The 12,963-nt window shown below is 45.2% G+C and carries 5 protein-coding genes; 4 read left to right on the plus strand and 1 reads right to left on the minus strand.

What is annotated here, in order from left to right; translation table 11 throughout:
* The first annotated feature begins 174 nt into the window (after positions 1-174).
* Both GJU82_RS01310 and GJU82_RS01315 read left to right on the plus strand, forming a co-directional pair.
* On the plus strand, positions 175-1,215 hold the full coding sequence (locus GJU82_RS01310; RefSeq protein ID WP_194830931.1) for an efflux RND transporter periplasmic adaptor subunit: 1,041 nt from the start codon (positions 175-177) through the stop codon (positions 1,213-1,215).
* A complete protein-coding gene (locus GJU82_RS01315; protein ID WP_228488519.1) occupies positions 1,215-5,675 on the plus strand; it encodes an efflux RND transporter permease subunit in 4,461 nt (1,486 codons plus the stop codon). Before GJU82_RS01310 ends, GJU82_RS01315 begins: the two co-directional genes overlap by 1 nt.
* 245 nt (positions 5,676-5,920) lie before the next feature.
* On the opposite strand, the gene GJU82_RS01325 is transcribed toward GJU82_RS01315, so the two are convergent.
* Positions 5,921-7,228 (minus strand): MFS transporter, encoded by a 1,308-nt coding sequence (locus tag GJU82_RS01325; RefSeq protein ID WP_153630499.1) that lies wholly within the window; start codon positions 7,226-7,228, stop codon positions 5,921-5,923.
* 325 nt (positions 7,229-7,553) lie between these two features.
* Between GJU82_RS01325 and treF the strand changes: the two genes are divergently transcribed.
* Both treF and GJU82_RS01335 read left to right on the plus strand, forming a co-directional pair.
* The gene (treF, locus tag GJU82_RS01330) at positions 7,554-9,188 is read left to right on the plus strand and encodes an alpha,alpha-trehalase TreF (protein WP_153630500.1); all 1,635 of its coding nucleotides are present in this window, start codon (positions 7,554-7,556) and stop codon (positions 9,186-9,188) included.
* A 131-nt stretch (positions 9,189-9,319) separates the two neighbouring features.
* Complete coding sequence (locus GJU82_RS01335; RefSeq protein WP_153630501.1) at positions 9,320-12,937, plus strand: PAS domain S-box protein; 3,618 nt, start codon at positions 9,320-9,322, stop codon at positions 12,935-12,937.
* Positions 12,938-12,963 lie beyond the last annotated feature (26 nt).

Below are 12,963 nucleotides of genomic sequence, written 5' to 3' on the forward strand. Positions count from 1 at the left end.
CAAATTCGACGAAAATACCAGATGAGTAGTATTGTTTTTGGAGCGGTATATATGCAGACAACAAGCAATAATTTGTCAAATTATTCTTTATATGAGGTCATGATTTTTTTTTGACCAGAATCCGACTAAAAAACTAAAGTAGTATTGATGTGTAATTAAATTATGATAGTGAAAATGAAACATGTAAGGTTAAGCCTGCTCCTGATAGCGACTGTACTGGCAGGATGTAACTCCAATGTGAAGAATACATCAGGAGGAAATAATATGGATGGCATAAAGATAACTACACAAAAGATTGTATCCGGTGCCGACGGGATCGAATATTCTTATATAGGAACCATCGAAGCATCGGTATCTATACCTTTGAGTTTCCTGATTGCAGGCACTGCTGAACAGGTAAATGTGGAAGAGGGGCAGTCGGTAAAAAGGGGACAATTGCTGGCAACGTTGAACGAGGAAAGCTACCGGAACGCTTATCATATGGCACTGGCTAAGGAAGAACAGGCACAGGATGCCTATAACCGGTTGGAGCCGGTTTACCGAAAGGGAAGCCTTCCGGAAGTGAAATTCGTAGAGATAAAAAGTGGATTGGCTCAGGCAAACGCAGCTGCACTTCTCGCGAAAGGGAAAGTGGCCGATTGTAAGTTATTTGCACCAACCAGTGGAATTATCGGGCGAAGAGAAATAGAGCCGGGGATGAGTGTTATTCCAGGAAATCCGGCATTCCGGCTCGTCAAAATAAGTAAGGTAAAAGTGAAAGTTCCGGTCCCGGAAAATGAGATTGCCGGCATTTCCAAAGGATTGAATGCTGTTGTAAAGGTGTCGGCACTTGGAGAGCAGCAGTTTAAAGGGCAAGTAACGGAAATTGGTGTTATCTCTAATCCACTTTCGCATACCTATGGGGTGAAAGTGGAACTCGATAATCCAGATAAGGTACTGAAACCGGGTATGATTTGTTCTGTGAACATTAGTAATCCGGTTCTTGCCAGCCGGATTGTCATTCCACTTTCGGCCGTTCAAACTGACGGGAATGGTAAGCGGTTTGTTTTTATTGCTGATGCAAAATCAAAGAAAGCCAAAAAAAAATACATCGAAACAGGTGCTTTAGTAACCAATGGAGTTACTATCAATAAAGGCCTTTCCAGCGGCGATTTGTTGATTACCGAAGGGTACCAGAAACTGGAAGATAATTCGACCATACAAATAATTAAGTGATGAGGGAAAAGTTGGGTATTGTTGAGTCTGCCATGCGGCACAGGCAGGTTGTATTTCTGATTACAGTGATGTTGTTGGTGTTGGGAGTCTATGCATTGTTTGTTATGCCTCGCCAGGAGTTCCCATCGTTTACCATCCGGCAGGGATTGGTGATCGGTGTATATCCGGGAGCCAGTTCGGCGGAAGTTGAAGAGCAACTGACTTCGAAAGTTGAGAGGTATTTGTATAGTTTCCAGGAAATTAAAAAGAAGGATACCTATTCCGTGTCCAAGGATGGCTTGATGATTGTTTACGTCGAGCTGAACGATGATGTTAAGGATAAAGATAAATTCTGGGCAAAGCTGAATGACGGGTTAAGTAATTTCAAAGCCCAGTTACCGGCAGGTGTGCTGGCTTTGTACACGAATAGTGACTTTGGCGATACTTCTGCCTTGTTGGTGACGATTGAATCGAACCATAAGTCCTATCATGAGTTGCAAAATTATATGGACGAGTTGGAAAACCGATTGCGCAGGATTCAATCCGTATCCAAATTGCGGAACTACGGGTTGCAGAATGAGCAAATCAGTATTTACCTGAACAGGGAAAAACTGGTCAATTATGGAATAACTCCAACAACATTGTTGGCGAACTTATTCACGCAAGGTTTTACCACGATCAGTGGGACGGTGGATAATCCTGATTATAATGCCCCTATTCATGTTGCGCCAACCTATAACAACGAAAAGGAGATTGGAGAGCAGATCCTTTACGCTGATCCGGCCGGAAATATCATTCGCCTGAAAGATGTAGCCCGCATTGTAAGAGAGTATCCCAAGCCTGACAGCTACATCACTAATAACGGGCATAAATGTTTACTGATCTCGATGGAGATGCAATCTGGAAATAATATTGTTCAGTACGGAAAGGATGTGGAAGAGGTCCTGAATCAGTTCCAGTCTGAACTGCCCGATGGCGTCAACATTGAGCGTGTGGCCAATCAACCAAAGGTGGTTAGCGATTCCATTTCCACCTTCCTGCTCGAAATGCTTTATGCCATCGTCGCGGTCATCTTGGTTACGATGTTCCTGTTGCCATTTAGGGTAGCGGCCGTTGCATCGACTTCCATTCCGATTACCATTTTTATTTCACTTGGAATTATGTACCTGACCGGAATTGAGCTGAACACGGTGAGTTTGGCAGCTCTGATCGTCGTACTGGGGATGATAGTCGATAACTCCATTGTCATTGTGGATAGCTATATGGATAAGCTAGATCATGGTATGTCGCATTGGCATGCATCTATCAGTAGTGCAAAAGGTTTTTTTAAAGCGATCTTTTCGGCAACACTCGCTATCAGTATCACCTTCTTTCCATTTCTGGTCACGACTAAAGGAATGGTCAAGGACTTTGTCCATTTTTTCCCATGGACGGTTACCCTCACATTGGGTATTTCCCTGCTCGTTGCCATGTTTTTGATCCCGTTTATCCAGTATGTTTTTATTAAAAACGGATTCGAAAAATCGAAGCGGAAGAGGAAAGAAGGCCAGCGCAGTTTCCTTGATGTTGTGCAGCAAACCTACGAAAAATGGTTGGGCAGGGCTTTTAGACATCCCAAAGTGACTATTGTAACAGGAATCGTTGCGGTTTTGGTGGGAGGCATTTTGTTCGCTGTTTTGCCACGACAACTGATGCCTATCGCCGAACGTGACCAGTTCCCGGTTGAGATTTATCTGCCACAGGGGAGTTCCCTGGAGCAGACTGCGCAGGTGGCTGATAGTTTAGAGCAGATTTTGAATAAGGATGCCCGGGTGAAATCGATTACGTCATTTATTGGAACAAGCTCACCTCGTTTTCATACTACTTATGCTCCCCAGATGCCGGCTAAGAATTATGCGCAGTTCATTGTCAATACGCATTCAAATCGCGGGACAGAGGAAATGTTGAATGAATATTCGCAAAAGTATGCCGATTATTTTCCCAATGCCCATGTTCGTTTCAAACAGTTGAGTTATCAGGAGGCTGCAAATCCTATTGAAGTGAGAGTTTCCGGGAATAATCTGGGTGATCTGAAATCGATAGCTGATTCGCTTATCACTAAAATGAGAACGGTCCCAGGAATAACCTGGGTACATACCAATTATAAAGGAATGCTGCCCGGAACGGAGGTAAATATCAATGATACGGAGGCCAACCGTTTAGGGATTACAAAAACACTTGTTTCGACGAACCTGGCGATTGATTTTGACGGGTTGCCATTAACCACCCTGTGGGAAGGCGATTATAAGATTCCGGTTAAACTGAAAAGCGAACGCGCGAATAAAGCTGCTTCTTATGGAGATATTGGAGATGAGTATATCCATTCAATTATCCCGGGCGTTTCGGTTCCTTTACGGCAGATCGCCAATGTCAAACCGGATTGGACACAGGGACAAATAGTTCGTAGAAACGGCGTTCGGACTATCACCATTCAAGGAGATGTTGTTATGGGGACCAATACCAATAAAGTTTTCCGGGCAGTAAAAAGTATAGCCGAAAATCAGCAGCTACCAGTAGGAAACCGTATCAGTTATGGAGGGGCACATGAAACGGACTCCGAGATACTTCCTCAAGTGCTTGGAGCTTTGTTCATTAGTATTTTTATCATTTTTATGATTCTGGTTTTCCATTTCAAGAAGCCCAGCCTGGCCCTGCTCGTTTTGAGTTCGGCTACATTAAGTATTGTTGGTGCTGCACTTGGAATGTTAATCATGGAGAAAGATTTTGGTGTTACCTCTATTTTGGGAGTTATTAGTCTGATTGGAATTCTGGTACGAAATGGGATCATTATGCTTGATTATGCAGAAGAATTGAGGCATCAGTACAAGAAAACGGTTCTGGAGGCAGCTTTTGAAGCTGGCAAGCGGAGAATGCGCCCCATCTTCCTCACTTCCGCTGCAGCATCGATGGGCGTTATCCCCATGATTATCAGCAATAGTTCGTTATGGGCGCCCATGGGAACCATTATCTGTTTCGGTACGCTAACCTCCATGGTTTTACTGGTATTGATTCTTCCGGTAGCCTACTGGCTGATCTTCCGGGGCACCGATAAAATAAGGGAAAAGGTAACCATTGATGAACTTTCAAACAGAGGAAAAATGAAACCAGTGATATTAACCCTATTGGCTTTGCTGGTGATAAGCCCGGTGGTCCAGGCGCAGGACCGCGAGTACTCCCTGGAGCAATGCAAAACGCTGGCATTGCAGAATAATGCCCAGGTAAAAAATAAAATGCTGGATGTTCAATCGGCCGAACAGGAGAAAAAGGCAGCCTTTACTAAATATTTTCCACAGGTTGAAGCGACAACTATGGCCTTCAAATACAATAAATCAGTTTTTGATATGAGTATCCCGGGTGGGGACCTTCCGGTTTACGATGGGAATCCTGCGAACTTAGGTCTGGCAACACAGTATGCCTACTTTCCGGGGATGAATATTCCCTTGTTGGAGAAAGGTGCAGTAGGATTGCTCACCGCAACCGAACCGGTTTTTGCCGGTGGGAGGGTCGCAACAGGCAACAAATTGGCCAATCTGGGTATCGAGGTTAACCAGCTTCAGCTGACTTCTACCGAAAAAGAAGTCGCTCTCAATACTGAAAAACAATATTGGCAGATTGAGGCGTTGAATGAAAAGAGGAAAACGCTGGAACGCTACATGCAGATGGTGGATACGTTACACAAAGAGGTGACTGACTCCTACCAGGCTGGTTTAATTACCCGAAACGACTTGTTAAAGGTGGAATTGAAACAGAATGAATTAAAAATGAACCACCTGAAGTTAGCAAATGGGATTGAGATGGCCAAGATGGCTCTCTGCCAGTACATCGGTATTGATTATCAGGCAGGAATTCATTTTGCTGATACCATCCCTCAGGCGATGGCCCCGGAAGCGTATTATATCAATCATGCGGAAGCTTTGGCGAAAAGACCAGAATATCAGTTGCTGCAAAAAAGTTCGGAAGCAGAGAAGTACAAAACAAAGTTGCGGCGTGGTGAATATATGCCCCAGGTGGGAGTAGGAGTTGGTGGTCAGTACCTGGATATCGACAGCAATAGCTCCACTACCGGTATGGTTTTCGGGACCATCAAAATTCCAATTTCCGGATGGTGGGAAGCTTCGCACAAGTTAAAAGAGCGCAGGCTGAAGGAGGAGCAGAATGTGAACACAGTGAATGATAACACGCAGAAGTTGCTGCTGCAAATGCAACTGGTCCGCAACCAGCTTGACGAAGCTTATCAGCAGGTGCAGTTGGCAAAGACATCTGTTCAGCAGGCGGAGGAGAATTTGAAAGAGAACAATGATAATTACAAAGCCGGAATGATACGGGTTTCAGATATGATGGAGGCTCAGGCGCAGGTTCAGCAATCGCACGATCGGTACGTAGATGCCCTCACGCAATATCTGGTTACGAAAGTTCATTACCTGGAAGTAACAGGAAGATAGCAGGTTGGTTTTTCTTAAGGATGGTTTTTAGAATGAGAGTGGTTGCTATTATGCCGTGAAAACTTGAATTGCAACTGAAGAACAGAAAGCTAACGAGAATAATCGTTGCAGCTTTCAAAGCTATCGTTTGGGGCTTTTGCTTGAGCATGTTTGACAAAGTATCAGGAAGGAAAAATCAAATGTTGATTTCCCAATTTATGAAAAATTATGTTCGGATGCTTTAATCGCGACAACGTTTACCGATACTATTGTTTTCCCGGGTTTCCGGAGCGAATTCCCATTTTGCGGTATACCGGGAAGATGCCTTCCTGTATTTTGGGAAGCCGGCGGGCAAACAGGATGGCCCCGGTAGTTACCGCAGTGCCGCCAATCGCTAACGTCAGTGGCGCTCCCACCGCTTTGGCTACGGCTCCGGCAAACAGGCTGCCGAATGGAGCGGTTCCCATAAGCGCCATCGTGTAGAAGCTCATTACCCGGCCACGTTTGCTATCGTCTACCACGGTTTGAATGATGGTGTTGCTGGAAGCCATCGTGAGCATCATTCCGAGGCCAGTCAGGACCATGAGTATCATCGATAACCAGAATAGGCGCGACTGCGAAAAGGCAATCAGGCCCAGTCCAAATACGGAAGCAGCTGCAGGTATGAGACGTTCCAGTCCGTCCACACTTTTTCGCGAAGCCAGGTACATGGCCCCGGTAATAGCTCCCAGTCCGGTCGCTGCCATCAGAAATCCAAAGGTATGCGAATCGCCGTGAAGCACTTCTTTGGCGAAAACGGGCATCAGTACATTGTAGGGCATCCCCATCAGGCTGACGAGCGCCAGTAGCAGAATAATGGATTTGATGGGAGCAAAGCCGAAGGTATAATGAAAACCTTCCTTCAATTCCTGAATAACGCGGGTCGATTTCTTCGCGATAACACGCGGAGTTACTTTCATACCCAGCAGCGAAGCGATGACTACGAGGTAGCTCAGTCCGTTGATAAGGAAACAGATACCTTCGCCGGTAGTGGCAATCAGTACTCCGGCAACGGAAGGACCTATCAGGCGGGCACCGTTCACCATGGAGGAGTTTAGTGCGATGGCGTTGCCTAAATCCTGTTTTCTCTCCACCATTTCGATGACGAACGATTGCCGGGCCGGCGCATCAAAGGCGTTGATGATGCCAAGCATAACGCTCAACACCAGGATATGCCATACCTCGATGATGCCAAGAAAGTAGAACAGTGCCAGGGTAAGTGCCTGCAACATAGCCAGTATCTGGGTAGCAATGAGAATATGGTACCGGTTCCGGCGGTCGGTGATGACGCCGGCGTAGGACGCCAACAGAAAAGTGGGAATCTGGCCGGCAAAACCGACAACTCCCAGCAACACGACCGAGCCTGTCAGGTGATAAACCAGCCAGGGCATGGCAATCCGCTGAATCCAGGTGCCGGTGAGCGAAATGCTTTGTCCGCCAAAAAAGAGCCGGTAATTCCGGTATTGCAACGAACGAAAGGTGTTTTTTAGTCCGTTGAGAGGTCTCGAGAGATAATTGTTTCCAGGTGTATGCATAGTTCTTTCCGAACCCCAAAATTAACAAATCCGCACCATGCTGTTCGGGAAAATTAGATTAATCCTTGTCTGTTTTTGCTAAAATGAAATAATCCGTCCGTATTTCCCGTTTTTAACTGTTTTTTCTGGTTAAGAAAACTTATTTTTGGTTCGGTAAGTTTCCAGTAGAATGTATTTTGTAGGAGCAAACAAAGTTTTGCTGGAAACTTTGGATTAAGGAAAATAGGTACACCTAACCATCAAAATGTCTTTTTACCATTTAATTGGTATCCTTTCCTGACAAATGGTCTAGGTGCCAGGCAATTTAGGAGTAAATATCGAACATATGAAAAAATATTTTGCTTTCAGGCAGGCAATTCACCGTCCGTTTTTCTGGCTGTTCTTAACCTTATTGGTTACGTTCTCAACCAGTTGTCAGAAACAAATTACCCAACCCGTTGATGTTGGTACTCCTGAGGCTCTTTACGGCCCGTTGTTTTACAGTGTACAAAAATCCGATATTTTTCCCGATAGCAAGACGTTCGTCGATTGCGTTCCGAAGGAATCTCCGGTCAAAATTCGCAAAGCATACGAAGGTGTTGTAAATAAGGATAATACGAAGGTATTGAGGCAATTTGTTGAGAAGCATTTTATTATCCCTTCCTATCATCCGATGAGTAATCCTGATACGTTACCTATTCGGGAACATATCCGACATTTATGGTCGGTATTGTCGCGGCAACCTGATGTTGCTCATTCAGGAACGCTTATCCCGTTGCCAAACTTGTATGTAGTACCCGGAGGACGTTTCCGCGAAGTTTACTACTGGGATAGCTATTTTACCATGTTGGGCTTGGCTGCTGATGGAAAGATAGGTGTCATCAATTCGATGATTGATAACTTTGCTTACATTATCGATACCCTAGGATTTATTCCCAACGGAAACCGGACCTATTACCTGACTCGTTCGCAACCACCTTTCTTTGCGTTAATGGTGAGTTTACTTGCCCGCCAGAAAAAAGATGATTCCGTTTATGTACACTATTTACCCCAAATAGTTGAGGAATACAGCTTTTGGATGCATGGTGCCGATAAAGTCAATGTTGGTAAAGCAGCTTGCGGGCATGTGGTCCGGATGGAGGATGGCACCCTGTTGAATCGTTATTATGACAAAGGGGAATTTCCGCGTTCGGAAGCTTACAGCGAAGATGTTCATACGGTAAGACAGGCGCTGGCCCTTAATCCGTCGCTGGATAGTTTGAAGATGTACCGTGATCTCCGTTCGGCTGCCGAATCGGGATGGGATTTTTCGAGCCGTTGGCTGAAGGAATCTCCTGACGGAAGTTTCCCCTTGTATACCATGCACACGACCGATATTGTTCCGGTAGACCTAAACGCGTTGATGTTCAATATGGAAAAAACCATTGGCCATGCATATAAGGTAAAGGGTGATTCGGTTTCTTCAGCCCGGTTTGAGCAAAAAGCGCAAAAAAGGCTGGATGCATTGAACCGCTATTGCTGGGATGGCGAAAAAGGATTTTATTTCGACTACGATTATACCAAGGGAAAACAAACTGGTATTATTTCGTTAGCAGCCGTTTATCCGCTCTTCTTCCATATGGCTTCCGCCGGGCAGGCTGCTGGCGTGAGGAAATTGGTCGGGGACGAACTCCTAAAGGCGGGAGGAGTGGCCACAACTCCTTATTCTACCGGACAGCAGTGGGACGCGCCCAATGGTTGGGCGCCACTGCAATGGATAACGATTCAGGGACTTCGCAATTATGGTTGTGATGCGCTCGCGGACGAAATTAAACAGCGCTGGATGAAGGTGAACGAAGAGGTTTATCAAAAGTATTACCGGATGGAAGAGAAGTACAATGTGGTGAATCCTGAGGTTCCCGGTGGCGGCGGAGAATATCCCAATCAGGATGGGTTTGGCTGGACGAATGGTGTCTACGAGCAATTGGCCGCTGAAAAATAATATTCTTGTTTTTCCGGTTATGGAATATATCTGTTTTGACTCTTAAAGTATAAACACATGAATATATTCGACATCCGGAAATTTTTAGTTGACATGCTAATAATTAACTTGCTAACCTGTATGCTTATTTAATGATGAAAAACGCTACCCCGGAGGCTGACTTGCTGTATAATGAGAATTATATTGCCGAAAAAGCCTATGATGATTTCCTGACTATTATTTCGAGAGATGGTGCTTTCTCGATGTCTTTGTTATCTTTTCTTCAGAACTTAGCACACGCCCGGGCCATATCGGTTTTGTCCCGTGTCAGCGGGAAGGATTTTGATATTTCTTTTTCCAACCTCTCGGTAACTGAGCCAGTAGAAGATTTCCCTGCTTTGTCCCCGCTCATCAAACGATGGGGCAGCCTTCGTCAACCCCATATAATTTCCTCACACAACGACACAACCGTGATTGAAAAAGTCTTGTCGGAAGATGCGGTTCCCGTTTTTTGCCTTCCGCTTTTGGTTGGGGGAAGATTAAACGGGCTGCTATTGTTCTGGGGAATCCCGGAAGAATCAAAACTTGAAAATAACTCATTTCAGCAATTAACCCGGATGGCTCCGGTGCTGGCTTTGTTGGCTGAACAACCCGTAGGGAAAATATCCGGGGAACTTACGGCAAATCAAATTTCGAAAGAGGAATCTCCTCTATCAGACATCTCGTTACAAGATAATCTTCGATTGTATTCCTCAATTTTGGATAATGTCCCCGGCCTGATCTATCGCTGCAAAAACGATCACGACTGGACAATGGAATTTGTCAGTCAGGGATACCTGAACCTGACGTCCATTGGATTGGTATTGACAACGCTGGATGGAAAACTGGTTGATATGAATCCGGCCATGCTCGGTATAATAGGATATACCCGGGAAGAAGCGCTAAAGCTAACCTGCTGGGATCTGACACCATCGGATTGCCGGGAGCAGGAAGAGCAGCAACTGAATAGTTTATCGCATATGGGACATTTTGGCCCGTACGAAAAGGAATATATCCATAAGGACGGGCATTTGATACCGGTTCGGTTGAAAGGTCAAATCCTGGTTGAGAAAGGGGTAAAATATATCTGGGCAAGTGTCGAGGATATTACCGGCCAAAAACAAGCTGAAACAGCCTTGAAAGAAAGTGAGTCATTGCTGAAAGAGGCGCAGCGGGTTGGCCGAATGGGGCACTATGTTCTTGACATGGTTTCAGGAAAGTGGACCAGTTCTGAAACGTTGGATCGGTTGTTCGGTATCGAACTAACGGAAACTAAGACTATTAAATCATGGTTGGAGTTTATTCTTCCGGAATACCGTAAAAGTATTGAAAATTATTTCCTGAATGAAGTCATAGGAGAAGGCGAACCTTTCGACAGAGTTTACCCTATTCGTCGAAAAAACGACCAGGAGGTTCGGTGGCTACATGGAATAGGTGCACTGGAGTTTAATGATGCTGACAAACCGGTAAAAATGTTTGGCGTCATTCAGGATATTACCGAGGACAAAAGAGCAGAAGAGGCCTTGGTGGAAAGCAAGCAGAAGTACAAATACCTGTTTCACAACAATCCACAGCCCATGTGGATTTATGATCTGGAAACGAATCAATTTATTGAAGTAAACAACGCGGCAGTAAAACATTATAAATACCCACGGACAGAATTCCTGTCGATGACGATACAAGATATCTGTCCGGAAGAAGATATTCGACAGATGATGATTGATTTGGGAAGGCATGAGGACGACTTCGATCGGGCCGGAGAGTGGCGGCACAAAAAGAAAAACGGAGAAATGATTAGCGTTGCTATCAGCTCTCATCGCCTGACGTTTAATGGCCGACCTGCTCGTTTGGTATTGGCAACCGATGTTACTGAAAGAAATAAAGCCCTGAAAGCTTTGCATGACAGCGAAGAGCGTTACCGGACACTGTTCAGTAATAACCATGCGGTGATGTTTTTGATAGACAAGGGAAATGGCAATATCATTGATGCGAATCATGCAGCAGTCGAGTTCTATGGGTGGACATACGAAGAGCTTACCTCGATGAATATCGCGGATATTAACACGCTTCCGTCAGATGAAATTAGAGATAAGCTGCAGAACGTCGATTATTCAACGCATAATCACTACGAGTTTAAGCACCGGAAAGCCGATCACTCTACCTGTGATGTTGAAGTATTTAGCGGCCCAATCGTTCTTCGCGGTAAACCTATGGTTCATGGCATCGTGCATGATGTTACTCCGCGAAAAAAGGCAGAGGAAATGCTGCTGACCCTAAGTGTCGCGGTGGAGCAGAGCCCGGCATCTTTTATCATTACCGGAGCTGATGGGTTGATTCAGTACGTTAATCCCCGTTTTTCCGCTTTAACCGGATATTCACTGGAAGATGTAAAAGGCCGGAGTCCGAGAATTATGAACCCCGGTCACCTTCCGGAAGATGATTTTAATACAATGTTGTCGGCCCTGCAACAAAGGAAGGAGTGGAAAGGTGAGTTTCTAAACCGTAAAAAGAACGGCAGCTTTTATTGGGAAACTGTAACGATATCGCCCATTACCAACGATGCCGGTGAAATTACTCAGTACATCGTTATCATGGAAGATGTGACGGATAAGAAGCGGGCTGAAAACGAGCTGAAGAATAGTGAGGCATCGTTGAGAGAGGCACAGGAAATTGCCCGGATGGGGGACTGGGAGTACGATCTGGTTAACGAAACCATGCATGCTTCAGAAAACTGCAACAAGATATTCGGTTTGGATCCCGAAAAGAGAATGCTATCCTACCGCGATTTTCTGGAGCGACTATTGCCAGATGACCAGTATCTGATGAGAAAATTATTTGATCGACTTTCGTCCGAAAAACAGATGATTGAAGATGAGATACGCATCGTTCTTCCGGATGGCCAACAACGATGGTTAAATAACCGCATTGTTTCGATTTTTGAAAATAGTGTGCTTGTCAGGCTCAAAGGTGTGGTAATGGATATTACGGAATACAAACAAATGGAAAAAGCCCTGGTGAAAGCGAAGGAACAAGCGGAGGAGGGAGATAAGCTCAAATCAGCTTTCCTGGCCAATATCAGTCATGAGATCAGAACGCCGATGAATGCTATCGTTGGTTTTGCGAATTTGCTGGAAGAGCATATCGACTCGGAAAAACGTGGACAGTTTGTTCGTATCATCAATTCAAATGCTGACCATCTGCTGAACATTGTCGACGATGTGATGGCTGTTTCCCGCCTCGATACAGAGGCAATTCCATTAAAAGAAACAGATTTTTGTCCATCTGAGCTGCTGGAAGATTTGCACCTTTCGTTCCTTCGCGAAGTGCGGAGCAAGCCTGTAGCTCTGCTTAAAAAACTTCCAAATGCCGCCGGACAGGATCGTTTAATTGCTGACCGTGAGAAAATCCGGCAGGTCATGTCAAGCTTTCTCTCCAATGCCATCAAATATACCCGGGAAGGAACAATTGAAATAGGCTATGCCATCCAGGGAAGTGGTGCCCGCTTTTTCGTTCGTGATACGGGAATGGGGATCCGAAAAGAAGAGCACAAGAAAATTTTCGAACGCTTTTACCGGACTGTGAGCGCACAGAAGCAAGCTATCGGGGGAACGGGATTAGGCCTTAGCATAGCTGAAAGCCTGGTACAGCTGATGGGCGGACAAATTGGTGTGGAATCGATCCCCGGAAAAGGCTCCGTTTTTTACTTCACAATCCCTTCGTCAGGAAAGTAAGACGAATTAGAATGAAAAGAGCCCGG

Source organism: Prolixibacter sp. SD074 (assembly GCF_009617895.1).
Classification (GTDB): Bacteria; Bacteroidota; Bacteroidia; order Bacteroidales; family Prolixibacteraceae; genus Prolixibacter.

What these genes read in the sequence shown, in the direction of transcription:
- GJU82_RS01310 (WP_194830931.1), top strand. Translation starts at nt 175, where the DNA reads ATGAAACATGTAAGGTTAAGCCTGCTCCTGATAGCGACTGTACTGGCA.
- GJU82_RS01315 (WP_228488519.1), top strand. Translation starts at nt 1,215, where the DNA reads ATGAGGGAAAAGTTGGGTATTGTTGAGTCTGCCATGCGGCACAGGCAG.
- GJU82_RS01325 (WP_153630499.1), bottom strand. Translation starts at nt 7,228, where the DNA reads ATGCATACACCTGGAAACAATTATCTCTCGAGACCTCTCAACGGACTA.
- treF (WP_153630500.1), top strand. Translation starts at nt 7,554, where the DNA reads ATGAAAAAATATTTTGCTTTCAGGCAGGCAATTCACCGTCCGTTTTTC.
- GJU82_RS01335 (WP_153630501.1), top strand. Translation starts at nt 9,320, where the DNA reads ATGATGAAAAACGCTACCCCGGAGGCTGACTTGCTGTATAATGAGAAT.